The 26,139-nt window shown below is 63.0% G+C and carries 25 protein-coding genes; 15 read left to right on the plus strand and 10 right to left on the minus strand.

Annotation, left to right across the window (positions count from 1 at the left end):
- Nucleotides 1-787: 787 nt before the first annotated feature.
- Complete coding sequence (locus JQ553_RS06270; protein WP_212499040.1) at nucleotides 788-1,534, plus strand: outer membrane protein; 747 nt, start codon at nucleotides 788-790, stop codon at nucleotides 1,532-1,534.
- Between the two features lie 309 nt (nucleotides 1,535-1,843).
- Here the strand turns inward: JQ553_RS06270 and JQ553_RS06275 are convergent, their stop codons facing one another.
- The 5 genes from JQ553_RS06275 to JQ553_RS06295 form a co-directional block, all read right to left on the minus strand.
- Complete coding sequence (locus tag JQ553_RS06275; protein ID WP_212499041.1) at nucleotides 1,844-2,788, minus strand: DUF1259 domain-containing protein; 945 nt, start codon at nucleotides 2,786-2,788, stop codon at nucleotides 1,844-1,846.
- 63 nt (nucleotides 2,789-2,851) lie between these two features.
- Nucleotides 2,852-3,187, minus strand: coding sequence for a hypothetical protein (locus JQ553_RS06280; RefSeq protein ID WP_212499042.1), 336 nt, complete (start codon nucleotides 3,185-3,187; stop codon nucleotides 2,852-2,854).
- A gap of 75 nt (nucleotides 3,188-3,262) precedes the next feature.
- Nucleotides 3,263-3,496, minus strand: a complete 234-nt coding sequence (locus JQ553_RS06285) for a PepSY domain-containing protein (protein WP_212499043.1) — start codon at nucleotides 3,494-3,496, stop codon at nucleotides 3,263-3,265.
- A gap of 58 nt (nucleotides 3,497-3,554) precedes the next feature.
- On the minus strand, nucleotides 3,555-4,946 hold the full coding sequence (gene chrA / locus JQ553_RS06290) for a chromate efflux transporter (RefSeq protein ID WP_212499671.1): 1,392 nt from the start codon (nucleotides 4,944-4,946) through the stop codon (nucleotides 3,555-3,557).
- Nucleotides 4,943-5,761 carry a sulfurtransferase/chromate resistance protein gene (locus JQ553_RS06295; RefSeq protein WP_212499044.1) on the minus strand — a complete coding sequence of 273 codons (819 nt, stop codon included), beginning with the start codon at nucleotides 5,759-5,761 and terminating at the stop codon, nucleotides 4,943-4,945. Before JQ553_RS06295 ends, chrA begins: the two co-directional genes overlap by 4 nt.
- A 239-nt stretch (nucleotides 5,762-6,000) precedes the next feature.
- Here JQ553_RS06295 and JQ553_RS06300 point away from each other — a divergent pair, with 239 nt between their 5' ends.
- From JQ553_RS06300 to JQ553_RS06325, 6 genes are all read left to right on the plus strand, one after another.
- Nucleotides 6,001-6,819, plus strand: a complete 819-nt coding sequence (locus JQ553_RS06300; RefSeq protein ID WP_212499045.1) for an aldo/keto reductase — start codon at nucleotides 6,001-6,003, stop codon at nucleotides 6,817-6,819.
- 63 nt (nucleotides 6,820-6,882) lie between these two features.
- Nucleotides 6,883-7,707, plus strand: coding sequence for a hypothetical protein (locus JQ553_RS06305; protein WP_212499046.1), 825 nt, complete (start codon nucleotides 6,883-6,885; stop codon nucleotides 7,705-7,707).
- A 91-nt stretch (nucleotides 7,708-7,798) separates the two neighbouring features.
- Nucleotides 7,799-8,452 carry a glutathione S-transferase family protein gene (locus JQ553_RS06310; RefSeq protein ID WP_212499047.1) on the plus strand — a complete coding sequence of 218 codons (654 nt, stop codon included), beginning with the start codon at nucleotides 7,799-7,801 and terminating at the stop codon, nucleotides 8,450-8,452.
- 245 nt (nucleotides 8,453-8,697) lie between these two features.
- Nucleotides 8,698-8,901 carry a hypothetical protein gene (locus JQ553_RS06315; RefSeq protein WP_212499048.1) on the plus strand — a complete coding sequence of 68 codons (204 nt, stop codon included), beginning with the start codon at nucleotides 8,698-8,700 and terminating at the stop codon, nucleotides 8,899-8,901.
- 153 nt (nucleotides 8,902-9,054) lie between these two features.
- Entirely contained in the window at nucleotides 9,055-10,041 is a 987-nt protein-coding gene (locus JQ553_RS06320) for a hypothetical protein (protein WP_212499049.1), read from the plus strand.
- 81 nt (nucleotides 10,042-10,122) lie between these two features.
- The gene (locus JQ553_RS06325; protein ID WP_212499050.1) at nucleotides 10,123-10,563 is read left to right on the plus strand and encodes a DUF1489 family protein; all 441 of its coding nucleotides are present in this window, start codon (nucleotides 10,123-10,125) and stop codon (nucleotides 10,561-10,563) included.
- A gap of 11 nt (nucleotides 10,564-10,574) precedes the next feature.
- Here JQ553_RS06325 and panC read toward each other — a convergent pair whose 3' ends face one another.
- Nucleotides 10,575-11,426: a pantoate--beta-alanine ligase gene (panC, locus tag JQ553_RS06330; protein WP_212499051.1), complete on the minus strand. Its 852-nt coding sequence runs from the start codon at nucleotides 11,424-11,426 to the stop codon at nucleotides 10,575-10,577.
- A 275-nt stretch (nucleotides 11,427-11,701) separates the two neighbouring features.
- Between panC and JQ553_RS06335 the strand changes: the two genes are divergently transcribed.
- From JQ553_RS06335 to JQ553_RS06350, 4 genes are all read left to right on the plus strand, one after another.
- Nucleotides 11,702-12,625 (plus strand): division plane positioning ATPase MipZ, encoded by a 924-nt coding sequence (locus JQ553_RS06335; RefSeq protein ID WP_212499052.1) that lies wholly within the window; start codon nucleotides 11,702-11,704, stop codon nucleotides 12,623-12,625.
- A gap of 494 nt (nucleotides 12,626-13,119) precedes the next feature.
- On the plus strand, nucleotides 13,120-14,058 hold the full coding sequence (locus JQ553_RS06340; RefSeq protein ID WP_212499053.1) for an alpha/beta fold hydrolase: 939 nt from the start codon (nucleotides 13,120-13,122) through the stop codon (nucleotides 14,056-14,058).
- 90 nt (nucleotides 14,059-14,148) lie between these two features.
- Nucleotides 14,149-14,916: a VWA domain-containing protein gene (locus JQ553_RS06345; RefSeq protein WP_212499054.1), complete on the plus strand. Its 768-nt coding sequence runs from the start codon at nucleotides 14,149-14,151 to the stop codon at nucleotides 14,914-14,916.
- Nucleotides 14,917-15,015: 99 nt separating this feature from the next.
- A complete protein-coding gene (locus tag JQ553_RS06350) occupies nucleotides 15,016-15,738 on the plus strand; it encodes a DnaJ domain-containing protein (protein ID WP_212499055.1) in 723 nt (240 codons plus the stop codon).
- A 254-nt stretch (nucleotides 15,739-15,992) separates the two neighbouring features.
- Here the strand turns inward: JQ553_RS06350 and JQ553_RS06355 are convergent, their stop codons facing one another.
- A complete protein-coding gene (locus JQ553_RS06355; RefSeq protein WP_212499056.1) occupies nucleotides 15,993-17,801 on the minus strand; it encodes a D-alanyl-D-alanine carboxypeptidase in 1,809 nt (602 codons plus the stop codon).
- A gap of 423 nt (nucleotides 17,802-18,224) precedes the next feature.
- Here JQ553_RS06355 and JQ553_RS06360 point away from each other — a divergent pair, with 423 nt between their 5' ends.
- Nucleotides 18,225-18,560: a phasin family protein gene (locus tag JQ553_RS06360; protein WP_212499057.1), complete on the plus strand. Its 336-nt coding sequence runs from the start codon at nucleotides 18,225-18,227 to the stop codon at nucleotides 18,558-18,560.
- Nucleotides 18,561-18,640: 80 nt separating this feature from the next.
- Here JQ553_RS06360 and JQ553_RS06365 read toward each other — a convergent pair whose 3' ends face one another.
- Nucleotides 18,641-20,038 carry a TadE/TadG family type IV pilus assembly protein gene (locus JQ553_RS06365; RefSeq protein ID WP_212499058.1) on the minus strand — a complete coding sequence of 466 codons (1,398 nt, stop codon included), beginning with the start codon at nucleotides 20,036-20,038 and terminating at the stop codon, nucleotides 18,641-18,643.
- 495 nt (nucleotides 20,039-20,533) lie between these two features.
- Between JQ553_RS06365 and clpS the strand changes: the two genes are divergently transcribed.
- Together clpS and clpA are read left to right on the plus strand one after the other, a co-directional pair.
- Nucleotides 20,534-20,860: an ATP-dependent Clp protease adapter ClpS gene (clpS, locus tag JQ553_RS06370; RefSeq protein ID WP_212499059.1), complete on the plus strand. Its 327-nt coding sequence runs from the start codon at nucleotides 20,534-20,536 to the stop codon at nucleotides 20,858-20,860.
- A 258-nt stretch (nucleotides 20,861-21,118) separates the two neighbouring features.
- Nucleotides 21,119-23,527 (plus strand): ATP-dependent Clp protease ATP-binding subunit ClpA, encoded by a 2,409-nt coding sequence (clpA, locus tag JQ553_RS06375; protein ID WP_212499060.1) that lies wholly within the window; start codon nucleotides 21,119-21,121, stop codon nucleotides 23,525-23,527.
- 69 nt (nucleotides 23,528-23,596) lie between these two features.
- Here the strand turns inward: clpA and JQ553_RS06380 are convergent, their stop codons facing one another.
- On the minus strand, nucleotides 23,597-23,950 hold the full coding sequence (locus tag JQ553_RS06380) for a PilZ domain-containing protein (protein WP_212499061.1): 354 nt from the start codon (nucleotides 23,948-23,950) through the stop codon (nucleotides 23,597-23,599).
- 143 nt (nucleotides 23,951-24,093) lie between these two features.
- Nucleotides 24,094-25,029, minus strand: a complete 936-nt coding sequence (locus tag JQ553_RS06385) for a glycine/sarcosine/betaine reductase selenoprotein B family protein (protein ID WP_212499062.1) — start codon at nucleotides 25,027-25,029, stop codon at nucleotides 24,094-24,096.
- 129 nt (nucleotides 25,030-25,158) lie between these two features.
- Here JQ553_RS06385 and JQ553_RS06390 point away from each other — a divergent pair, with 129 nt between their 5' ends.
- Complete coding sequence (locus JQ553_RS06390) at nucleotides 25,159-26,076, plus strand: lytic transglycosylase domain-containing protein (RefSeq protein WP_249144011.1); 918 nt, start codon at nucleotides 25,159-25,161, stop codon at nucleotides 26,074-26,076.
- Nucleotides 26,077-26,139 lie beyond the last annotated feature (63 nt).

Raw genomic sequence — 26,139 nt, forward strand, 5'->3', positions numbered from 1 at the left:
AGGTGTGTGCGATGGCAGGGAGGCGCTTGCGCCCTGTATCAGTGAACGCCACCGGCTGCGACGTGCAGCCTCTTCGTGTTGCCGATACTCGGCTTCATAATGATCTCGTGATGGTGTGCGTCTCTGGCACTTGATTTTGCCGAGCCGGTTCGCAGTGGCGCGGCATGACGCGCGATCGGGGAGCCGTGATCAACTGGCGTTCTGCTGGAACTAGGTCACCACCCTTTTGAAGGTGGCTAAGGGATCGACCTGAGATTGACCCAGGTCAAAGCCACACCGGGCTCGTTGTGAAATACCGACCCAGTTGATGCTTCGGAGTCCAGGTGAGATGGCGCCAACCTGGTACGTCACGTTTGAGAGCGGTCCGCGCGGTTTGCTGCCCAAAAGGCGAAGTCCGCGCGAAACCAGGACATTTGCGACGGAAGGCGAGGCCAAGATTTTTGCGCGCTCAAAGCTGGACGAAGGCCTGATCGTTTTCGCAGGCACGATAAATCCCCACCTCCCGAGGCGACTTGTCCTATCCAGCCACGTCCACACGTGGCTGACAGAGGAGGACGAGGCTTCGGGAGAATCTCCCCTTCGTTCCAACCACGATTAAGCACCGCGCTCGTCCTGCACCGCGTAATTTCCGATTGCGCTTGAGTGTTGCCATTTTGTTACGGGGATCTGAGACGCTCGCGACTAGGCTTTCGACTCATCGACTGGAATCAGAAGTTATGCACGAAAACATGCACACGCGGTCGACGGTCGAAAAGATAACGATTGTTGGGGAAATGGAGACAACCACATGACGAGACTTTTAATGGCCGCTGTCGGCATCGCAGTTTTGGGCATGGCTGCTCCCGCATCGGCCGCCGACATGCCCGTCAAGGCACCGCCGCCGGCTCCGCTTCCGGTGATTTACAACTGGAGTGGCTTTTACATCGGCGCCAACGGCGGCTGGGGTCAAAGCCACAATTGCGTGGATTTCGTCACCGCCGTGGGAACAGTCGCAAGCGGTTGCGGTGATCGCTCCGGAGGCCTGGTCGGCGGACAGATCGGGTATCGCTGGCAAGCCAATCAGTTTGTGTTCGGATTGGAAGCACAGGGCGACTGGGCCGACCTCAGCAACACGCGCGTCAGCCTGCTCAATCCGACGCTCTCAACCACAGTGAAAACCGACGGCATCGGCCTCTTCACGGCCCAACTGGGTTGGGCGTGGAACGCGTCCCTGCTCTATGTGAAGGGCGGCGCGGCCGTGACCAGCAATCGCCTTGATGTATTCGACAACATTACCGGACTCGGCCTGGTGTCGGCCAGCAACACGCGTTGGGGCGGCACAGTGGGTGTCGGCTGGGAGTATGGATTCGCACCGAACTGGTCGGTCGGTGTTGAATACGACCATCTGTGGATGGGGAATGCGAACAATTCCTTCTCCGTGCTCGATCCGCGCCTTGCGGCCGTACTCAATGACCGGATCAGCCAGGACGTGGATATGGTCACCGTGCGCTTCAACTATCGCTTCGGCGGGTACACGGCACCCGGGCGTTACTGATTTTTCTGAAATCCACCCAACTTGCGCCCCGGCATCGTCCGGGGCTTTTGTTGTACCGTGACATCCAGCGGGCGGATGCGCAGCCGAGACCAACGCTGAGCGTGCGTTCGCGCTATTCTCGCTCCCGGCGCCAGCTAACGCGGGCCTAGGCAAAATCCGGCCCTCGAAGGACGAAACCCCGCGGACGCGGGCCTTGTCGAGGACAGTCCGTCCATCCCGTCGTTACCGGGACGAGGTGGCGAACGCCTGGATGGACATCCTTGCAAAAAGGGGAGGGCCGCAGGTCCTCCGAAGCTTCAAGCCGGCACGTCAGCTCTTTGTGCTTGCCGTCTTATCGAGCGCGGCGCGCAAGCCCTTGGCGAGCCTGATCGCGTCGTCGTTCGCCCAGAAATGCATGAAGAAGAGACGCGGCTGTTCGTCCAGCATGTGACTATGGATCGCCGTTACCTCGATCCCATGCGTGCGCAGCGCCGAGATCACCGGGTTCACCTCGTCGCCGGTCAGCACGAAATCGCCCGTGATGGCCGCTCTGCCTTCGCCGGTCGGCTGAAAGTTGATGCCGATCGCAACGCCCATAGGCCCGACCGGACTTAGCTGCATGCCGCCTTCACTGATGGGGTCGCGTCGCGGCACGTTGAACTGATAGACGCCGCCATTGGCTTGTCCCTTCACTCCGATGATCTGGTCGAGCTGCGCCGTATCGAGATCGACGGCGGGCGGTGGGCTTGCGGGCGCCGCAACCGTCAGCGGAGTTCTGCTTTCTGCGAGCCCATCGTGGATCGCCGAGGCCAGCTTGACGGGATCACCGTGGCCGGCGACGTGCATGTAGAAAGTCGCGGGACTCGCGCGCAGCAGATGGTTGTGCACGGCGGTGATCTCGAGGCCGCTCGCTATCATCTTCGCCATCACCGGATTGATCTCGGTCTCCAGGAGCACAAGGTCTCCCATGATCATGGCGCCGCCATGCGCCGGCTTGAACGCGACCCAACCACCCAGCGCCAGCGCCGGCTTGATCGTCACCCCGTCCAAAGTCACGCTGAGGTCCGTGCGTGGAAATCCGTAACGATGGACGTCTCCGGCGACCGCCGGCTTCCGTCCGAGCACGTCGTCAACCTGCTTCCAGTCGATGTCCTGGGCATGCGCCGTGGTGACGAAGGGCTCGGTGAATGGCTGCCAGTCGATCTTCTGAGCGTTTGTGCCAGGCACGATGAAGCAAGCGCCGATGCCAATCAGCGCCCAGATTGTGCTTCTCATTTTGCTACTCCTTGAACTCGAGTTCGGGAATCCTGAGCGGCTGTCGCGAGAGCATGCTTCTGCCTATTCTCTGGAGAGGCCGACGATGGTCCTCAAACCGGCGATGCTCTGTACCGAGACCTCGACCGCATCGCCGAAGCGGACCGAGTTGAAGATCAAGCCGTCCTGAACCTTGAACTGCTCCGTCGCGCCCCGAGATAGCCGGATCTTGATGGTGTCGTTTCCCTGATCGACGCTGTCGATTACGCCGCGCAACGTCTCGGTGGCGGGCGGACGGGCAACGGCGGCGCCTCGGGTTGCCGCGACAATCGCCGTCGTCGGCTGACTGACATCAGCCGGTGCAGAGAAGGCCATGCCCGGAAGCAAGATCGTCCAGGCGATCGCGATTGATCTCATCATGTTATCAACTCCATCGTATTCGGGGCGGGCCGCGGACCGAGGCTGCGATCGACCAGCCTTGCCGCTGCGGGGATCTCAGTGCTGTTCTTTGATCTGGCCGCCGCTGTCGACCACGAGCCTCACTTGCTTGCCGTTCTTCATTGCCTTGACGGTCGTGCCTTCGGCGGTCGACTTGATGTCGCTGACCTGCGAGTAGCCGGCTGCCTGGATCCTGGCGACGAGCTCTTCCTGGGTAAGGGCAATTGCGGGAGACAGCCCGCCGGCAATCGCCAGCGAAAGAACCGCACGAAGTATTGTTCGCGTTCGCATGTTCGTTCTCCTGGTCATCACCTGCCCCAGGTGAAGTTCGTTCGGTGGCATTACTCTGTTAAATGACGCCTGCCAGGCGCAGCAGGATGCCGCCGGCGCACGAAGCGGCGAGGACGACGAGCATCCCTGCGTTGAAGCGGAAGATCGCCGTGGCAGCCGCAATCGACAGGACGAGAGCCGGCAGATCGATGCTGGTGATCACGGGTGCGTCGAACGACAGGCCGAGGGTATGAACCGGAAAGGTCTGCCGGAACAGGGTGTGTAGCGCGAACCAGATCGAAAGGTTGAGGATCACGCCCACGACCGCCGCGGTGATGGCCGAGAGCGCGCCGGCGAGAGCCTTGTTGCCGCGCAGCGCCTCGATGTAGGGCGCCCCGACGAAGATCCAGAGGAAGCATGGCGTGAAGGTCACCCATGTCGTCAGCAACCCGCCAAGCGTACCGGCGAGCATCGGCGGCAATCCGCTCGCCTCGCGGAATGCGGCCATGAAACCCACGAACTGGACGACCATGATGAGCGGCCCCGGCGTGGTCTCGGCCATGCCGAGACCATCGAGCATCTCGCGCGGGGTCACCCAGTGATAGTACTCGGCTGCCTGCTGCGCGACGTAAGCCAGCACGGCGTAGGCACCGCCAAACGTCACCATCGCCATCTTGCTGAAGAAGATCGCGATTTGGCTGAACACGTCGTTTGGCCCCAGCACGATGAGAAGCGCCAAGACAGGAAGGAGCCAGAGTGCCAGCCAGACCGCTCCCACCCGCAGCGTGCGCGCGGTGTTCGGTCGAACGTGATCCGGCACCGCTTCGCCGAGCATGCTGTCGATCGCGGCCGAGCTTTTTCCACCATGGTCGATGGCCGCGAACTCCGGCCGCCCCAAGCGGGCGCCGACGAATCCGATGATGGCTGCCGACACGATGATGAGCGGGAACGGTGCGCCGAAAAAGAAGATCGCGACAAAGGCGGCTGCTGCGAGCGCGATCATGATCGGATTGCGCAGCGCGCGCTTGCCGACGCGGACCACGGCCTGGATGACGATGGCAAGGACCGCTGCCTTGAGGCCGAAGAACAATGCCTCGACGAAGCCGACGTTGCCGTAGGCGGCGTAGATGTAGCTGAGCCCCATGATGGCGAACACGCCGGGCAGGACGAACAGGCCGCCTGCCACGATGCCGCCGACCGTCCGATGCAGCAGCCAGCCGATATAGGTGGCCAATTGCTGAGCCTCGGGCCCCGGCAACAGCATGCAGTAGTTGAGCGCGTGCAGGAAACGCCCCTCGGAGATCCAGTTCTTCTCCTCGACAAGGATGCGGTGCATCACCGCGATCTGGCCCGCTGGTCCGCCGAAGCTCAGGATCGCAACTCGCATCCAGACGAGAAGCGCTTCGTTGAAGGAGATGCCGTGCGCGGGCGATTGCGCACCGATTTTCTGGCTTGCCGCGAGATCGGTCATGGCTTCACCTTGTTGGTGGGCCAATTGTGCGTCTCCTTGGTCGCGTCGCGGCACCAGCGGTAGAAAGCGTCGTACAGAAGCAGGCCGGCGCTCAACTGTTCGAGGTCGTCGTCGTACATGCGCGACAGGCCAAGCGAGGCCGCGAGCAAGCCAGGCGCTTCCGGCGCAAGGTCGAGCCGCGCGGTGTCCGCGGCCCGCACCATTGTCGCGAGCCGCTCCAGAGCCGGTGTCGAGAGGCCGAACTCCTTCACCATCACGTCAAAGGTGCAGAGCTCGCCGCGATGGCTCCAGAACACGTTCTCGATGTCGAATGGCGTCGCCTCGAAGCGCTCGGCCACGGCCTCGACTTCCGGGGGTGTCACGAACAGGAAGACGGCGGCCGGATCGACGAAGCGGCGGATCAGCCAGGGACACGCGATCCGGTCAATCTTCGGCCGTGATCGCGTGACCCACACGGTGCGGCCACGCCCGTCACGCTTTGGAATCTTGTCGGCGGGGACGGTTGGCAACTCGGCCGCCGTCCAGCCGAGATGACCACCTTCGAGAATCTCGGCTGTAACGCTGCCATAGCGCAGCCACGCGGCGGTTCCTTCGCTGAGCTTCTGGCCCTTGTTGCAAATGACGACGACCGACTGGCCGGTCATACGGGAGCCCCAGTCCTGCACGTCAAGATGGGAGCGGCGCACCGCGCCGGGTATCAGCCGCGGATCAGCGGCGAAATCCTCGTCGATTCGAACATCGACGAGTGCCGGCGCGTTGGCCGTGCCAATGAGTCGGGACAACTTTTCAGGGGAGATGGAGGTGTATGATGACATGCTGCGCCCTCTGGTAAAATCGGGACGCGATTCTTAGGCATGTCGCCTCGCGGGGAGATCGCTTTCCCCGGACCCCAAATAAAGACCCTCCGGTTCGGGGTGTCAACCTCGGTATGCTCAACAATTTCGAGAAACCGAAAGGCGGTCGTCACATCTGGTTCAGTCGACCGTTCCTATGGAACTGAGACAGACAAACAGGGCGCTTTGGCAGCGCCGGATCATGTGCGCATAATGGCCGCATGATTGTTGTCGAAGGCAACGGTGCCAAAATCCCGGCCATCGGGCTCGGCACATGGGAATTGCGCGGCCGCGCCTGTGCCCGCATCGTCGAGCAGGCGCTACGGCTGGGTTATCGCCACGTCGACACCGCGCAGATCTATGACAACGAGCGGGAGGTCGGTGATGGCTTGCGTGCCTCCGGCGTAAAGCGCGACGATGTCTTCGTCACGACCAAGGTTTGGACCACGCATTTCGCGCCCAACGACCTTGAACGATCGGTCAAGGAGAGCCTCGCGCGGCTGCGCCTGACCGAGGTCGATCTGCTGCTGCTGCACTGGCCGAACCCGCAGGTGCCGCTGCCCGAGACGCTCGGCGCGCTGGCGCGGGTCAAACGGCAGGGGCTCGCGCGCCATATCGGCGTTTCCAACTTCACGGTGGATCTGATCGAGCAGGCGGTGGCGGCTTGTCCCGAGCCGCTGGCTTGCGATCAGGTCGAGTATCATCCTTATCTGGACCAGGCCAAGGTGATGGAGGCCTGCGCACGCCACGGCATGGCGCTCGTCGCCTATAGCCCGATCGCAAGGGGTCGTATCAAGAACGACCGTGCGCTGGCGCGAATCAGCGACCGCTATCGCAAGACGGCCGTCCAGGTCTGTCTGCGTTGGCTCGTGCAGCAGAACGCCCCGGCGATACCGCGCACCTCGAAGCTCGAGCGCCTTCAGGAGAACATCAATATCTTCGATTTCGAACTGTCCAGCGAGGATATGCGCGATATTTCCGCCATGGGCGGCGCGAGCGGCCGGCTCACGGATTTTGGTTTTGCTCCGAAATGGGATTGAGGCGTCTTCTCCCCAACCGCTATGCTGGCGGGCAGGGGAGACATCACGATTTGATCGAGTGCGATGAAGTTTCGGGCAAATGCGGACATGATGGCGTCGGTGGTCGCGCACCTGTTGCTGCTGGCTTTGGTCGTGGTCTTCTCGGAGGTGCACCAGTTCGGTCCTGTCGCCGCTGACACGATGGCGGTGGACATCGTGACCCCGCAGGAAATCGCCGAGATCACGCCCGACCCGACGCCAACGCCGGAGCCCGACCTGTCATCGCCGGACAGGCCGGCTGACCAGCCGCCCGAACCGGCCGCGCAGGCGCCGGCCGAGCCGCCGCAGCAGCAGGCGGTGCCACCGGCGCCACAGCCGAGCCCGACTACGCAGCGCACGGCCGCGGCGGAGCCACAGCCGGCTCCGCAGCAACAGTCGCCACAGCCGCCGGCCTACACGCCGCCGGAGCCCGACCTTTCGGTCAAGTATCATGTAATGCTGGGCCTGCCGCCCGATCTGTCCGCGCAGACTGCACCCGCCGCGCCGCGTTCGGCGAACGAGGGGGGAAAGGACAATTTCGATGCACCGGCCACGGAGACCGCCAATATCGGCACCAGCATCGTCAGCGAATTCCGCCGCCATCTGAAGACGTGCCTGAAGCTTCCGGCGACGCTGAACAGCGGCGACGACGTCAGGGTCAAGCTGCGGGTGTTCATGGAGCCGGACGGCAAGCTTGCGGCGGCTCCGCTGCTGATCGAGGCCAGTGCATCCGCGAAGGGTCCGCTGTTGATGCGTAGCGCGGCCAGCGCGCTGCAGGCGTGCCAGCCCTATGCGATGCTGCCCCGCGATCGCTATGGCGAATGGAAGGTGCTCGACCTCGACTTCACGCCGCGCGATTTTGCGTCATAGCGCGCAAGCCCGCCGTCGTCTGCATGTCCGGTTGAACGCGTGTGATACGCCGTGGCAAGATGCCGGCATCCCAACAGGATTCCGCGCGAAAATGTTGAAGCTCATCATCGGCAACAAGAACTATTCGTCATGGTCGATGCGGCCGTGGCTGGCGCTGCGCGCCAACGACATCCCGTTCGAGGAGGTCTTCATTCCGCTCTACACGAACCAGACCGACAAGGACCGCATCCTCGGCTTCAGCGATTCCGGAAAGGTGCCGGCGCTGATCGATGGCGACGTCACGGTCTGGGATTCGCTTGCGATCATGGAATATCTCGCCGAGAAATTCCCGGATGCAGGACTTTGGCCTGCGGACCGCGCCGCGCGTGCCCATGCCCGAGCGATCTCGGCGGAGATGCATTCGGGCTTCATGGCGCTGCGCAACGAGTGCGGCATGAACCTGCACCGTCCGATCCGCGCCGTGGCGCTGTCGGATGATGCGCGCGCCAATGCCGCGCGCATCCAGGATATCTGGGCCGATTGCCACGCCCGCTACGGTAAGCAGGGACCATTCCTGTTCGGGGCGTTCGGTGCCGCGGACGCGATGTACGCGCCGGTGGTGCATCGCTTCCGGACCTATGCGATCCCGGTCAAGGGTGAGGCGCAGCAATATGTCGACGCCATGAGCGCACTCCCGGCGTTCCAGCAGTGGACTCAGGAGGGTCTCGCCGAGACGCTTGTCATCGATCGGTTCGAGCACGTCTGACGGCCGGGCAAAGGTCGATCACGGGCCACACACCGCTCGGTGCGCCGTGAACCCGGTTTTTGGACGTGTTGACAGAGAATTTCCGCATTCGTGGTGGCCTATCGCGCTGAAATATCTGCAAAAATCGCGTATTGGCCATGCCCTGATGCCGCTGGATTTCGCGGCCGGCGGTGTGCTAGGTTGTCGCGGGGTTCTCAATAAATTGGTCGGCCAGCGGGACGCGAGCGGCCGGCAATCTCTAGGATATGGAGAGGGCGTTGAAGCATAAGTACTCCGTTGGAGAGACTGTCTATTTTACTGCCAGCAACGTCGCCCGGCCTGCCGCGAGCGGGACCTATCAGGTCATCCGGCTGCTGCCGACTGATGGCGACGACTGCCAGTACCGGATCAAGAGCTCGACCGAAGCTTTCGAACGGGTCGCCAAGGAAAGCCAACTCGCGCTGTCCTGAGCGCTACGCGCAAGCCGGCGGGTGAGGGCGGTTCCGCCCACCGCCGTTACAAAGGCCCTGCTCGCGAATCCATTCTGCCGATGGTTGAATGCCCCGGGGGTGGTGGCATTCGCCGTCGCTGGTTGTGTTATGCTGCGTTGAGGGACATCGCGCATGAATTGGGCTTCCTCACTGGATCAGACTTGGCGTTTGCCGGCCTTTCCGATGTGGCTGACGCTGGCCGCGGCAGTGTTCTTCGGACTCGTCGTCCTGGTGACGCTGCTCCGCGCGGAGAAATCGGTCGCCAACGGCGCGCTGACCGTCATCACATTACTGGCGATCGCCGTTGCGGTCGCCGCTACCATCCGTGGTTTCGGTTCCGCCGGGCAGGCTGGGTCCACCGAGATGCGCACGGCGCAGGCGACAAGCCCGGCACTGCCGGCGCTCGCCTGCATCGACGACCTCGCCGGCGACGCCGTTCTCAGCGCGTGCGAGAAGTCATTGTACGGTTCGGCCGACGCGACTGCGGCCGCCGTCAGCTATGCCTCCGCCCAGATTTCGCGCCTCACCTCGCATGGCGACCTTGCGACTGCCGGGCCCAATGCCACAACCGAGTTGAAGGCGCTGCGCCGCGCGATCGAACGCGACCGTTACGGACTGATGGCCTATGTGCTGACGGCGCGTGACCACTGTACGCCGACCGAGTGCCCGGCGTTCGGTTCGTTGGGTGACAATCGTCAGATCGCGACCAACATGAACGACCACGTCTACGAGAACCTGATCGCCCGCTATGCGCCGACCTGGAACGCCGTGCAACCGCAGGCCGCGGCGGGCATCGTTGCTGCACTGCCGCCGTCGGCGGCCGCAGGGCTGCCACCCTCGGTGCCCACCGGCAAGCCGACCAATGCCGAGTTTCCGAGCGCGTCGTCAACGCCTCCGGTCAGCATCATGACCCCTGAGCCGCCGTCGCCTCCCGCCGCCAAGCCTCCGGCAGCGGCTGCCGCGCCGCCACCGGCTGCGCGCCCGGCGCCCCCGGCGACTGTCGCAGCGGCAAAGAAGCCGCCGGCGCCGAAGCGTCCTCCACAGACACCGGTTCAGCTCACGCCGGCAGCCCCGCCCGCGACGCCTGCGAGCCCACCGGCCGCCGCGAGCGAGAACTAATCACGATCCGTTTCTGTCTGGATCACCGCGTCACGATCTGATGCTCTTTTCAAAGCGTGCGGTGGGCGCTAAATGCGGCGCATGCCGCTTCATCTCATCAAGCTCGCCGTCGGTTGCGAATCCGTCAAGGAACTCAAGAGCTGGGTTGCCGAGCGGATGGCCACCGCGAAGAAGAAGGGCCTGCCACTCCGTCACGTCCACATCACGCGGATGACGCCGAAGCGCGACGACGAAATCCTCGCCGGCGGATCTCTCTACTGGGTGATCCGCGGCGAAATCGCTGCGCGCGAGAAGATCATCGCGATCGAACCGTTCCGCGACAAGGACGGCATCGGGCGGTGCCGGCTCGTGATGCAGCCCAAGGTGATCGCCGTCTCGCCGCGGCCGATGCGGCCCTTCCAAGGCTGGCGCTATCTTACCGCCGACGTCGCGCCGCCGGACCTGACGAAGTCGAGCGCCGCCGGCGTAGCCTCGATGCCGGAGCCGATGCGCCGGGAATTGCGCGATCTGGGGCTGCTGTAGTCCACTGGCGCTCAGACCGCGATGTTATCGATCAGGCGGGTGGCGCCGAGCCGCGCCGCCACCAGCATCCGCATCGGACCATCCTTGAGCGATGTGATGGGTGCCAACGTGACGGCGTGTCGGACCTCCAGATAATCGAGCCCGAAACCGGCCTTGTTGATCAACGCGACGCCGGCGGCCATCGCGGTGGCAACGTCCTCGCCGGCGCGCAGGCGGCCTGCGGTCTCCTTCATCACGCGATGGAGTTCGGGCGCCACGCGCCGCTCCTCGGGCGAGAGGTAGACGTTGCGCGACGACATCGCGAGGCCGTCGCGCTCGCGTACGGTTTTTGAGCCGATCACCTTGACGCCGAGGTCGAGGTCGGCGGCCATCTGGCTCACCACCCTGAGCTGCTGGAAATCCTTCTCGCCGAACACCGCGACATCAGGCCGGCATTGCGTGAAGAGCTTGCCGACCACGGTGGCAACACCGCCGAAGAAGTGCGGCCGGAAGCGATCTTCGAGCCCAGCGGTGGCCGGCCCTTCCGGCACAATCCTGGTGGCGAAGCCGTCGGGATACATCGCCTTCACCTCGGGATGCCAGATCAGGTCGACGTCCTCGGCGGCGAGTTGGGCGACGTCGGCCTTCCAGGTCCGCGGGTAGGAGCCGAAATCTTCGGTCGGCGCGAACTGGGTCGGGTTGACGAAAATCGAGACAATGACGCGTCGCGCGCGACGCTTTGCAAGCCGGACCAGCGACACGTGGCCGTCATGGAGCGCTCCCATCGTTGGGACCAGCGCGATCGTCGCCTTCTTGGCGCGCAGCGCATCGACGGCGCGACGCAGGGCAGGGACGGTGCGGACGACAGTGGGATTTCGCGGCATCTGGGTTCGGGTCTCTCGAGGTGAAGCTTGAGCCTTGGCGTTCGGCCTCGCGGCACGCAAACCGAGACTAGCAAGACCGAAGGGCTGCCGCCAAACCGACACGGCACAACTTCATCACCTTGCGCCGAATGTGCGGGAAGAACGGCGTCGCCGCCGACGCGGCAGTTTCGTTCGATCGATTCACGCCAACGAGGCAGTATGGATTTCATCAACTAACATGCATTTCACTTGACCGAAGTCACGCGCACTTTGAAGATGCTGCTGGGGGTTGAATCATGTTAGTGCAGGCTAGTCAGGGTCATTCCGGCTCTGCGCATGTCATTGTGCTGGGCAATGAGAAGGGCGGTTCGGGCAAATCGACCACCGCGCTGCATATCGCTGTCGCGCTGATGAAGGCGGGACAGCGGGTCGCCTCGATCGACCTGGATTGCCGCCAGCAAAGCTTTACTCGCTACATCAACAATCGGCAGGAATGGGCGCGCCGCACCGGCATTGATCTCGAGATTCCCGGGCATCACTGCATCAAGTACGGCGAAACGATGCAGATCGCGGAGAACGAAAACGCCGAGTTCCAGCAGTTCATCGAAGTGGTGAGCGCGATCGAGCGGGCCAATGACTTCATTGTCATCGATACGCCAGGGTCGGACAGCTACCTGATGCGGCTCGCGCATTCGATGGCCGACACGCTGGTGACGCCGATCAACGACAGCTTCCTCGATTTCGACGTGCTGGGCACGGTCGATCCCGCGACCTATGCGGTAACAGGGGAGAGCCATTATGCAGCCATGGTGCGCGACGTGAGGCGCAACCGCCGTCAGCTCGATGGCGCCACGACCGACTGGATCGTGGTCCGCAACCGCCTGTCGATGCTGGGCTCGCGCAACAAGCAGCTCGTCGCAGACGGATTGAAGCAATTGTCGCTGCGGCTCGGGTTCCGCGCGATCGACGGGTTCGCCGAGCGGATGGTCTATCGTGAATTCTTCCCGCGCGGGCTGACGGCGCTCGATCAAATCGACGAGGCGACGCTTGGCACCCGCCCGAGCATGGGCCATGTCACCGCGCGCGAGGAGGTGACGAGCCTGCTGCGCCAGCTCAAGCTGCCGCTCGACGAGCGCGGTCGGCGCCGCGCGGCCAACCGCGCCGAATGGTTCAGCCAGGTCGACAAGCCGCTCGAGTTCCACGACATCATCGGAAGCTAGCGCTTGTTCGATTCAATCGGGATGAAGCTCCGGGGCGTTCGTTTCACGACTTAGGAACAGCGTTTCCAGGCGGAAGGTAATTTGCCACCACCGTTGCGATGGAGTTCGAATAAGCGAGTTTTCAGGCCGATGACGGTCCGGCGCTGAAGCCGATCATCGATACCGAGATGGCTGAGTCACCGTAGTCTTGCGGTCAATTTGGCCACAACCCGGCCAACAAGCGGAACAATACTTGTCATGTCAGGTTGTTGTAGTAATCTTTGAGCGAGAGCGTTCGAGCCGAAGCTGTGGAACCAACGCTCGACAGTCAGGGGATGTGAACAAAACCGGCTGTACGTATACCTGCCTACCGTTTGGGTGCGTTGCACAAATTTATTGCGAACAGTTCACAGTTTTTGGACTTCCTGTCACGTCACCGTGACATATATGCTGAAGAAGGAGGCCAAAGAGCTTCCGGCGAAAATGCTCCAAAGGTTGGGCGCCTCGAGGACGTCATGAAACGTGGAATTACCGTTCTGCTTTCGCTTTCCGTGATTGTCACGGTGGGGTACTTCACTGCGAGCAAATGGGCGATCCGTCACGAAACCATCATGTTCCGTGATCCGTCGCGCAACGATCGCCCGGTCGAGGTCGACGTTGCTGTCCGACGTGACAAGGAGATGCAAGCCAACGCGGGCATGATCACCTTACCGGTCGCAATTCTCAATCACGGCAATACCGTCAAATTCACCGAATATTCCTTCCTCGCGAATGTGCTCGCGGCGCGCGGCTATCTAACGATCAGCATTCAGCACGATCTCCCGTCGGACGGGCCGATGGTGACCAAGGTCGGCGAACTCTACGTCGGCCGCCTGCCGCAGTATCAGCGCGGCATCACCAATATCAAATTCGCTGTCGAGGAGATGAAGAAGGTCCAGCCGAACGCGGACTACAGCAAACTCACGATGGTTGGCCATTCGAACGGCGGCGACATCTCGATGTACTTCGCCAAACAGTATCCGGACGAGATCAAGAAGGTCGTGACGCTGGATAATCTGCGCGTGCCGTTCATGACCGAGGGCAAGTTCAAGATCCTGTCGTTCCGTTCCAAGGATACACAGTTCAAGCCCGATCCGGGCGTCGTTCCCGATCCGGACGAGTGCGAGAAGGCCGGCATCACGGTGGTGAACACCGGCTTCCAGCACAACGACATGCGTGACACCGGGCCGGACAAGGCCAAGAACTCGATCCAGTCGATGCTCGATAAATTCCTGGCGGATACGGACAGCGATGTCCGGCCCGTCGATACCAAGAACGCCCCGGCGACGATTCTGGAGCCTGGCCCTGTCACGCTCTATGTGCCGGTTGAGAAAACTGGACAGGCCGCGGACGGGAAGGCCGGAAGTGGAAAGGCCGCGAGCGTAAAGCGGGATCCGTCCGAGGCGACGAACTGACCAGCCGGGCAAGCGGGCCGACGGCGACCATCCGTTGACCAAGTCTAAACCGCCGCCCACATATATAGCTTGCTGAGAGAGCGAGCGCATATGGCTGGCGAACCGACCAGACCAACATCCGGAAAAGACGTGCCTTCGGCGCGTGCTGATCAGCCACACAAGAATGATCCGTTGCCGGAGGCGCGGACATCGACGGCCGAGGACATCGCGGCCTTCGTTGCGAAGGCGCGCGCGATGTCGCCGCATCGCGCCGGCGCGCGCGGCAGGCTGGTGTTCGCGCTCGACGCCACCATGAGCCGGCAGCCGACCTGGGACATGGCGTGCGCGCTACAGGCAGACATGTTCCGCGAGGCCGCTTCCCTCGGCAGTCTCGATATCCGCCTCGTCTATTATCGCGGCTTCAACGAGTGCCGTGCCACGGGGTGGATTTCCGACAGTGCGCATCTGGCGAAGCTGATGAGCAAGATCAATTGCGAGGGTGGCAACACGCAGATCGGAAAGGTGCTCTCCGAGGCGCGTCGTGAGGCGATCGGCGCCGGCGTCCGCGCGGTGGTTTTTGTCGGTGATGCGATGGAAGAACGCGTCGATGAGCTCTGCGGCAAGGCCGGCGAGCTCGGCATGCTCAAGGTGCCCGTGTTCATGTTCCAGGAGGGCGACGACGCTGTTGCCGAGCAGGCGTTCCGCGAGATCGCCCGCCTGACCGGCGGCGCCTGGTGCAGGTTCGATCCCGGTGCCGCGGCCCAATTAAGGGAGCTGCTGCGTGCCGCGGCAGCCTACGCCGCCGGCGGACGCGATGCACTGCTGCGGCTCGCCAGAAGCGGAAGCAGTGCGGCCAGGCTGATCGGCCAGATGAAATAGGCTACTGCGAGCAAGCGGCGGCGATGCCGCGGCCTTTCGCCAGGGCACCTACCTGAGCGTCATCATGCTTTTTGCCTCCGAAGAGCATATATTGCGCTCATGCCAACACTGATCGCCGGCGTCGTCGCCGTTATCATTCTTTACTCGCTGCTGCAGATGTTTCGTGCGGCCAATCCGACGGTCCTTGCGCGCGCGATCAGGATCGCGGGCGGCGTGCTGGCGCTAGCGGTTGCGGCTTTCACCGGCGTCAAGGGCGAACTTGCTGTGGCGATCCCGCTAGGCATCTTCGGTGCCGGACTGCTCGGTTGGTCGCCGTTTGGCGCCACGGGCTTCCCAAATCTCGGGAATATCTTCGGCGGCACGCGATCTTCGCCGGGACAAGCGTCGCGCGTCCGCTCGCAATATCTCGACATGAGCCTCGATCACGACAGCGGTGTGCTGAGGGGCCAAATCGTGGACGGTCCGCAAGCCGGCCGCACACTCGATGAGTTCGACCTGCAGCAGCTGCTCGCGATGGTGCCCGGCTTCGATGCCGAGAGCGTCGCGCTACTTGAAAGCTATCTGGACCGCCGGTTTCCCGCCTGGCGTCAGGACGCGCAGCACGACCGGGCAGGGGGGCAGCGCCGCGCGGCGGCGGGCGGAAAAATGACGGAGGAGGAGGCCTATCAGATCCTTGGCCTGCAGCCGGGGGCGACGCGTGACGACATCAGCCGGGCTCACCGCACCCTGATGAAGAAACTGCATCCCGACCAAGGGGGGTCGACGTACCTCGCTGCCCGTGTGAACGAGGCCAAGGATACTCTGCTTCGCACGCATCTCTAGCTAACTCCGGCAACGCTACCAACGCCACAGGCCGAGATCTGCTTCCGTCGATTACTGTCTGCTGCCTCGCGCCGCCCGCCATTGTCCGGCAAGGTCGATCGTTCATTCCCCAAAACTTAACCGTAAAACCTTGACGAGAAGTTTTCGCAAATCCTGCACGACGCGCGGGAACGGTCACCCTTTGTTGCCGAGAGCCGGAAGCAAAAGGCCGGCGCTTGCGGCGCCGGCCTGACCGAATTGAGGTGATGCATCGATCAGTTGCGAACGGTGATGCAGGATATCTCGGCGCGCTTCAGCGCCCGGCAGACCGCTTCGGCCTCGTCGCGCTCAAGCCCAGCGAAGCGGGCGCGGTAAAGCCTGCGGTTGTCCTTGGCGACAACCTCGGTGAACGGATCGGCCTTGCTTAGCAGTCCACGGGCCGAATTGCGGGCGAGGTCGATGCGTTGCTTGGCCTCGCCCTCGGATTCCAGCGCGCCGACCTGGATGATCCAACCGGTATGAGCGACAGGCGTCGCCGGCTGCCTGACAGTCCCACTCTGTTGGGCGACCGGCTGGCCGCGTGCCGGCTCGACGGCCGCCACGGCCCGAGGCGCGGCCGGCGCGGGCGTTTGCAGGGCCGAGGCTGGCAGCACGCCGAGCACGCCATTGCCGGTGCCGAAATTGGCGGGCTGCGGCGGCATGTCAGGCCTGCTGGTCTCGGTGATCCTCGCCATCACGGCGCTGGAGGTTTCCGCGACTTCGGCGCGCGCGGGAATCCCATTGGTGACCGATGGCGCGGGTTGAGCCGGACCCGCGGCGGCGAGCTTGATCGGTCCGGCCTTGACCTGGACGGTCTTCACCTTCACTGGCTTCATCGGCTCGGCCGAGCCTGGAATTGCGGCGATTGCCTGGGCCTGGATCACGCCGCTGGTCAGCGGAGCAGGCTCGGGCCTGGCTTGCGGCTGCTCGGCCTTGGCGGGCAGGGGCGGCAGGGCTGCAGCGGCCGCCGCCATCAGCGACGGCCTGTTGGCCGGGCGCGACGCCTGCATCGCGCCGGCGGCCGGTTCGGATGCGGCAGCGGCGCCGTTAGCGGGCGCGGCTTCTGCGACACGCGAAGCGTTATCGGCGTCGGCGACATCGAGATTCGTATCCGCGCCGTTTCGCTCGGTAATGGCGACGGCCGTACGGGTTGTCGCTGCCCTCTCGAGATTCTCGGCGAGCAGGTTGCGCATGGTGGCGTCGCGCGAGCCGCCGCTGCGGCCGCCCAGCACCACGCCGATCAGGTAGCGGTTGCCGCGGTGCATCGAACTCACAAGGTTGAAGCCGGAGGCGCGAGTGTACCCGGTCTTGATGCCGTCGATGCCTTCGACATTGCCAAGCAGGTGGTTATGGTTGCGGATTGCCTGGCCACGATAATTGAACACCGTCGTTGCGAAGTACCGATAGTAGCGCGGGAAGCGATCCTGGATCGCGCGGCCCAACGTCGATTGATCGCGCGCCGTCGTCACCTGCTCGTCGTTGGGCAAGCCCGACGCGTTGCGGTACAACGTCTTGCTCATGCCGAGTGCGCGCGCCTTGCGCGTCATCATCCTCGCGAAGTCCTCTTCGCTGCCGCCGATCGCCTCGGCGATGACGACCGCAGCGTCATTGGCCGAGCGGGTGACGAGGCCCTTGATGGCATCCTCGACCTTGATGGTCTGGCCGGGTCGCAGGCCCAGCTTGGTCGGCGCCTGTTCGGCGGCATGCTCGGAGACCGCCATCTCGGTGTCGAGCTTCATCTTGCCGGCGTCGAGACGCTCGAACAGCAGATAGAGCGTCATGATCTTGGTGAGGGAGGCGGGGTGACGCAGGCCGTCGGGGCTGTTCGAGGTGAGCACAGCACCGGAATTGCCGTCGACGATGATCGAGGCGAACTGCGGGCTATAGCTCTCACGCGCCTCCTGGTGCTGGCGCGCATGGCTGCGATGCCGGTAACGGCGCGCCTCGGCGCTGTCACTGGTGATCACTATCGCCGTGGTAACGGTAATGAGCCCGAGAACGCCAACTCGCAACGCCCGCGAGGAAGCCAAGGTTGTACGAAGCATCTACTTCCCCGTCCCAATTTCTATCTAGATCACCGGTTCGTTGGGCAAAATTGTGCCCGACGGCCGCCGACCCTTGCCTGCGCAACTACCGCACCAGGCAAAATGCCTGACGCCCGGCGACCGCTCAGGTTGCTGTTCTAGCTAAGATCCTGTTCAAAAACGGCTTTCAGGGCCGTCTATCGGAAGGCGAACAAAGTCCGGGAATCAGGTTAGGCGGCCTGAGTTTCCAAAAGCTTAAGCAACCGTTGCATGACCCGGCGGGACTTATTGCAAATGCCTCGAATCAAGGCAGTTTGCTTGTGCGACGCACCATTTTACTTGACATTATTGTGCAGTGCACTATCTTTGGAGGCGTCGAGGGGGCCGGAGCTTCCCGGCAAAGGGAATTGCGCATTCAAGTCTGGGAAAAGGAACCCTCTGATTATGGTCAAGCTCGAAGAGATTCAGAACTACGGCAAAGAGCACATGGAGTCGGTCGCGGCGTCCGCCAGCAACCTGCAAAGCGGCGTCCAGGCGATCGCCACCGCCTATGGCGACTACGCCAAGAAGTCCTTTGAGGACACCAAGTCGTATGTGGAGAAGCTGTCCGGCGTGAAGTCGCTCGACAAGGCGCTCGAGGCGCAGAACGAGTTCGTGCGCTCCGCCTACGAGACGTTCGTTTCGGAGTCACAGAAGATCGCCGGCCTCTACGGCGACTGCGCCAAGCAGACGTTCAAGCCGTTCGAAACCCTCGTCTCCAAATTTTCGCCGGCCCAGTAAGCGGCAGCGCGTCATCTCGGAATGGAAACGAAAAGCCCGGCCGTATAGGCCGGGCTTTTTTGTATGCTGGAGCGGGGCGCTTATCTGGCCACGCGCAGCCTCGACAGCGACTGACCGATCGAGTTGAACACCGACGCCGTTTGGGTGGCGGAAGTGACCAAGTAGAACTTGTCCGAGCCACTGGCGCAATATTGCAGGACCGCTGAAGTAGGATCCGTGCCGGTATTGACTTGCACCGTATAGATGGTGATGCCGGCCGCCTTGGCGTTGTCACAAGCCATCTTCTCCCGAGCATCGATTTGCGAGGCTGTGCTTGAATACCGGTTTTGCGTGTTCATGCCGTCGGACAGCAGGATGATCGCATCCTTGTAGGTATAGTTCGGGTCCTTTGGCGGAGCGTCGAACGGCGCGCCGTCGCCCAGCGTCATCCACGCCCAGGCAAGACCAATGCCCTGGTTGGTGTTGCCGGTCGGCTCCATGTCGTTGACTCGCGTCTTGAGCGAACTCCAGTTGTAGGTCAGCGGCATGATGGGTTGCAGGTAAGGATTGTTTGACGAGCTGCAGTATTTCTCGCTTCCCGACACGTATTCTTCAGCAGGGAACAACGTGGCCGTGTTGGTCGCGACCGGGGTCGTGTTGCTCACGTCGTAGTCCTTGGCACGGTCGGTGAAGCAGCCGGTCCATTTCGAATGATCAGGCGTCCACTTCTTGCCGTTTGATTCGCAGGTGCTCTTCGTCGTGTAGGTTGATCTGCTGCAGGTTCCCCAGCTTCCGTTGGCGACGTCCCACAGGCTCCAGTCGATCCAGGGCTGGTTGACGTTACTCGCGCCGGATGCGTCCACCTTGTAATTGACGTCCTTCGCGAACGGCACCACCGAGATGTAGATATCTCCGTTATTCTTGGCGAGTGCGCTGAGCTGATCGATCAGGCCGTTGGTACCGGCCACCGCGTTTTTCAACGCCGGCATCTTGCCGTCGTCAGCCATCGACCCGGTATTATCCAGCGCCATCGCCACCCGCATGCGGACATTGCCCCAGGCGGAGGTGGAACTGCTGTCGAAGTTCAGGTTGGGATAGCCGGCGAGCTTCATGAAGTCGGTCTTCACGAGGCCCGATCCATTGACCTGAACGGTCGAGCCCAGCGGTCCGCTCTGGGTGTAGCTGGCGTTGACCGTCACCGACTGCGCTTCGGTATTGGTGTACAGTGCCGTAAAGTAGGCCTGCGCCTTCGCCGGGATCTGCGCGGCGGTGATGTCGCCGTTGGTGAGGTCCTTCGCCAGCATCAGCGCGGTCGAGTCGAGCGCGGCCTGCATTGAGGAGCGGGCTTTGTTGGCGCGGGAGTAGTCGATCGCCGCGCCCATGAAGCTGATGATCGGCACGGCTGCGATGGCAAACAGCACCGCAATATTACCGTCGGTGGCGGCGGAAAACCGGCCGGCAGCCGAGCGGACGCGATTGAAAATGGCTGAACCAGACATGACGCTCTCATCGAGAAATTGGTGTGGCTGCCATCTCGACGCGGGCGGCTAAACAGAGAATGAATCGCGCTGTGGAAACCCGGCTAAGGTCCCTCCAAACATTAAAAAGCGAGGCAAAAGCCATCACTATCCTGAATGTTCGCTAAATTGGATGCCGGAGTCCTTTGTCAAATCGGACAGAAATGATTAACTTTGGGGCGATTGCTGCGCCGGATTTCGGCGGGCTCCGGGGCAGGGTGCCGAGGGGTACTTCTGCGCTTGCGGCAGGCTTGCCTCGGTCCCATATTTGGGACGCCGACCCAGCCGCCGGGCCGGATCGGGAGCGGCAATCTGGGAGGCGTTGCCGGAGGTTCCGCGAGAGCTGACGCCGCGATCGCGAAGCGGCCGTGCGCCATCCGGTTTCTCTTGTGGAATTTGAACGCCTGAGCCATGTCGCGATCCACGTCCATAGCCCTTTTGTCCACTTCGGCAACTTCGACCGCCTCCGCTCCCAGTATGAGCGACAATCGCCCCGGTGGGGCCAGCGGTCCCTCAACGTCGGTCATCACCAAGGTCAAGCCGAAGACCAAGCGTCCGAACCTGTACCGCGTCCTGATCCTCAATGACGACTACACTCCGATGGAGTTTGTCGTTCACGTCCTGGAGAAGTTCTTCAACAAGGATGCGGAGGCGGCGACCAAGATCATGCTCCACGTCCACCATCACGGGATTGGGGAGTGCGGCGTGTTCACCTACGAGATCGCCGAAACCAAGGTGACGCAAGTGATGGACTTCGCACGCAAGCACCAGCATCCGCTGCAATGCGTGATGGAAAAGAAGTAGTTCGCAAGCAGCAGTCGACCTGCCGCATCAGCGGGACGGGTCTTGCAATCGATTTTTGTGACGGAAGAATCCCCGCATGATTGCGGGGATCGGGTGCGCGACGACGCGGCGGCTGCCCGAATTTTACAGGAAATCCAACGTTTCGGAGCCGGTCTTTCGCCACGATCGGACGTAACTATATGAGGTGGGATCACGAAGGTTGTTATTGCCTGACCCGGTAATGGCGATCATGATGGCCGGGGACCATAGAGGAAGCGAATGCCAACTTTTTCCCAAAGTCTGGAACAATCCCTGCATCGCGCGCTGGCGATCGCCAACGAGCGTCATCATCAATACGCGACACTCGAACACCTTCTGTTGTCGCTGATCGATGATTCGGATGCGGCGGCTGTGATGCGGGCCTGCAGCGTCGATCTCGACAAGCTGCGGACGAGCCTCGTCAATTATCTCGAGACCGAATTTGAAAACCTGGTGACTGACGGCGCCGATGACGCGAAGCCGACGGCCGGGTTCCAGCGCGTGATCCAGCGCGCGGTGATTCATGTGCAGTCGTCCGGTCGCGAGGAAGTGACCGGCGCCAACGTGCTGATCGCGATCTTCGCTGAGCGCGAGAGCCATGCCGCGTATTTCCTGCAGGAGCAGGACATGACGCGCTACGACGCCGTCAACTACATCAGCCACGGCATCGCCAAGCGGCCGGGCGTCTCCGAGGCGCGGCCGGTGCGCGGTGTCGACGAGGAGACCGAGACCAAGGGCAACGAAGACGCAAAGAAGAAGGGCGAGGCGCTCGAGACTTATTGCGTCAACCTCAACAAGAAGGCCCGTGAGGGCAAGATCGATCCGGTGATCGGCCGTGGTGCCGAGATCAACCGCGCGATCCAGGTGCTGTGCCGCCGGCAGAAGAACAACCCGCTGTTCGTTGGCGAGGCTGGCGTCGGCAAGACCGCGATCGCGGAGGGCCTCGCCAAGCGCATCGTCGACAGCGACGTGCCGGAGGTGCTGGCGGCCGCGACGGTGTTCTCGCTGGACATGGGCACGCTGCTCGCGGGCACCCGCTACCGCGGTGACTTCGAAGAGCGCCTCAAGCAGGTGCTGAAGGAGCTGGAGGCGCATCCGAACGCCATCCTGTTCATCGACGAAATTCACACCGTGATCGGGGCAGGCGCGACCTCCGGCGGCGCGATGGACGCCTCCAACCTGCTCAAGCCCGCGCTGGCGTCCGGCACGATCCGCTGCATGGGCTCGACCACCTACAAGGAGTATCGCCAGCACTTCGAGAAGGACCGCGCGCTGGTGCGGCGGTTCCAGAAGATCGATGTCAACGAGCCGTCGGTGGAAGACGCAATTGCGATCCTGAAGGGACTCAAGCCGTACTTCGAGGACTACCATCGGCTGAAATACACCAACGAGGCGATCGAAGCCGCCGTGCAGCTTTCCTCGCGCTATATCCACGACCGCAAGCTGCCCGACAAGGCGATCGACGTGATCGACGAGTCCGGCGCGGCCCAGATGCTGGTCGCCGAGAACAAGCGCAAGAAGACGATCGGCATCAAGGAGATCGAATCCACGATCGCGACCATGGCGCGGATCCCGCCCAAGAGCGTGTCGAAGGACGACGCCGAGGTGCTGAAGCATCTCGAGCAGACCTTGAAGCGCGTGGTGTTCGGTCAGGACAAGGCTATCGAGTCGCTGTCGGCCTCGATCAAGCTCGCTCGGGCGGGCTTGCGCGAGCCGGAGAAGCCGATCGGCTGCTATCTGTTCTCTGGTCCGACCGGCGTCGGCAAGACCGAAGTGGCCAAGCAGCTCGCGGCGTCGCTCGGCGTCGAGTTGTTGCGCTTCGACATGTCCGAATACATGGAGCGGCACACCGTGTCGCGCCTGATCGGCGCGCCACCCGGCTATGTCGGCTTCGATCAGGGCGGCCTGCTTACCGACGGCGTCGACCAGCATCCGCATTGCGTGGTGCTGCTCGACGAAATCGAGAAGGCGCATCCCGATCTCTACAACGTGCTGCTGCAGATCATGGATCATGGTCGGCTGACGGACCATAACGGCAAGCAGGTCAATTTCCGCAACGTGATCCTGATCATGACCACGAATGCGGGCGCCGCAGATCTCGCGCGCCAGGCCTTCGGCTTCACGCGCAGCAAGCGGGAAGGCGACGACCACGAGGCGATCAATCGGCAGTTCGCGCCGGAATTCCGCAACCGGCTGGATGCGATCGTCTCGTTCGCGCATCTCAATGCCGACGTGATCGGCATGGTGGTCGAGAAGTTCGTCCTGCAGCTCGAGGCGCAGCTCGCCGATCGCGACGTCACTATCGAATTGTCCGAGCCAGCCAAGGCCTGGGTGATCGAGCATGGCTATGACGAGCAGATGGGCGCGCGTCCGATGGCACGCATCATCCAGGAGCACATCAAGAAGCCGCTGGCGGATGAGGTGCTGTTCGGCCAGCTCAAGGGCGGCGGCCATGTGCGCGTCGTTCTGGTCAAGGACGAGGCTGACAAGGACAAGATCGGCTTCGAGTTCGTCGAGGGACCGGTCACGCCGAAGCCCGAAAAGCTTCCCGGCGGCGCCCGCAAGCGCAAGCCGCCGAAGTCGGGTGGCGGCTCCAACGGCGGCGGCTCCAAGGGCCCCGCGTCGCGCGGGCCGCTGGTCAAGGCCTGAGGCGCCGACAGATAGCGAAATTGAAAAGGCCGGCTGATGAGCCGGCCTTTTTGCTTGGGCGAGAAGGTGTCAGCCCTCGCCGATCAGTTCCTTGATGCGACGCTGGAGCTGCCGCTTTTTAATCTCGCTGCGGCGCAGGCGCTCATCGAGATCGCTGACCGGCGCGTCCGATGTCATGATCCGGAAGGCAAGCCCGACCTTGTTGGCCTGCCGCCAGATCAGCCGCACCAGGAACGAGCGGCCCTTGCGCGCAACGGCGAGGGTCATCTGCTCCGGCAGCTTCGCGGTGGAATCGATTTCGACGCAGGCGCCGTGGTCGCTGATGTTGCGGACGACGCAATCCATCGTCGAGCCGCGCTCGTTGATCTCGGCGACCCCGCCATAGAGCACCTTGTCGCGCACGTCATGGCGCCGGTCCTGCATCTCGAAAATCCTCCAAATGAACGGCCGGACTGTATCGGGATGTGACGCGATGAGAAGATCGCCGGTGGAACCGGTTGGCGTTAACCTAAACCAATCCCGGCCATCACGACCGGGATTCCCGCCTAGTTTTCGCGTTGCAAAAGCTACGCCACGCGCTCCCGGAGGCCCTTGGCGATTTCCTTCTGCGCGTCGAACTCACGGCGCAGGCGCGCGAGCTCCTCGGTACCAAGCGCATCCGCATTGCTGTAGTCGCGCTTCCAGGAATGGTCGTCACTCCAGCGCAGCGGCGACTGCACAGTGGTCTGCGGACCCGGTGCCTGCTCCAGCACCCGCAGCGCAAGCTCCAGCGTGAACGCCTGCGAGGCTACATCATGCGGCTTTCCGGCGGAATTGCCGAGCGGGAAGTCGGAGAACAGGAAGCGCGGCACCGCCGCGTGCTCGACGATATCCTTCGCGCAACCCATCACGACCGTGGAGACGCCATTCTCTTCCAGATGCCGGGCGACCAGGCTGACGGTCTGGTGACACACCGGGCAACTCGGCACCAGCACCGCGGCCTCGACGCCATCGGCGCGGCAGCGCCGCAGGATCTTGGGCGCGTCGGTCTCGATGGTGACGCGATGGCTGCGATTGGTCGGCGCGCCGAAGAACCGCGGTGCGACGCTGCCGATCCGGCCCGTCTCGGCGAGGCGCCGGAGTTGCGCCAGCGGAAACCAGGTTCCGCTGTCCTCGGCCGAGGTGTGCACGCGGTCATAGGCGATATGGGAAATCCGCAGGTCCTGCTGCTTCGCGGTATCGCCGTCATAGACCGTGTAGAATTTTGCGCCGCCATTGTACTTAGCGCCGGGGCCCTGGTCGCCCTTGGCCGGATCGAACGGTGCCGCCGTCGTAACGATCGCGACACGCGACTGGTCGAGCGGCTTCTGCAACGGCTGGAACGGCGCCGAGGTGTAGTGCGCCCAGCGATAGGGCGTGGTGTAGCCGATTGCCGCATAATACTCGCGGGTGCGCATCATGTAGCCGATCGGCACATCGTCGTCGGGCGCAAAGCCTGGCTGATCGTCGGAAAGTGCGGCCATTTTGCGCTCCCATTTGCGCACCATTGTTAGTGTAATAGCTAGACGAGGGGTTTTGGGTGTCAAGCGCGGCGGCGCGGAGACAGAACTGCGATGCGAACGGGCCTCTGCGCCGGAACGTGGATGCTTGCGATGCTGGTTATTCCGGCGCACGCGGAAGACGCGGCGCCAGCCATGACCGGCGTCGCGCGGCCGAGCGTCGAGGAGCTCGCGATTCCCCAGCAGAAGCCGGCCGATGATGGCCGCGAGAGCGATACCCGAGAGGCGATGTGCCTGATGATCGAGTCCGCGGCTCGCGCGAACGACCTGCCGCTCGAATTCTTCGCCCGCGTGATCTGGCAGGAAAGCCGTTTCCAGGCGGATGCGGTCGGGCCGATGACCCGCAACGGCCAGCGCGCGCAGGGGATTGCGCAGTTCATGCCGGGCACCGCGAGTGAGCGAGGGCTCCTCGACCCTTTCAATCCGGTGCAGGCACTGCCGAAATCGGCCGAATTCCTGAGCGAGCTGCGCAACCAATTCGGCAATCTTGGGCTGGCGGCGGCCGCCTACAATGCCGGTCCGCGTCGGGTCCAGGAATGGCTTGCCGGGACCGGCTACATGCCGCAGGAGACCCGCAACTACGTGTTCGCGATCACCGGCTCCAGCGTCGATGACTGGGCGGCCGCAAGCCGCAACGGCAAGATGCCGGCGCGTGCGCCAACCTCGAGCTGCCGTGAGCTGATGGCGCTGTTGAAGCGCGCGCCCAATCCGTTTGTCGCCGAGCTCGAGCAGCACATCACGCTCTCGGCGGCGAAACTCTGGGGCGTGCAGCTCGCCGCCGGCTTCAACCGCGACAAGGCGCTAGCGATGTATGCCCGCGCCATGAAGCGGCTGTCTGCCGTGATCGGCGACCAGGATCCAAGCCTGCTCTCTTCCCGGCTGCGCACCCGCGGCAGCGCCACCTTCTACCAGGTCCGCATCGGCGCCGACACGCGCCCCGAGGCGGATGGTCTGTGCAATCGCATCCGCAAGGCGGGCGGCGCGTGCTTCGTGCTGAAGAACAGGGTGTGACCACATCATCCGCGTCGTTGCGAGGAGCTCGCGGCAAGATTGCAAAGCAATTTTGCGCTGAAG

This window comes from Bradyrhizobium lablabi, from assembly GCF_018131005.1.
In the GTDB taxonomy this organism is placed as follows: Bacteria; Pseudomonadota; Alphaproteobacteria; order Rhizobiales; family Xanthobacteraceae; genus Bradyrhizobium; species Bradyrhizobium lablabi_D.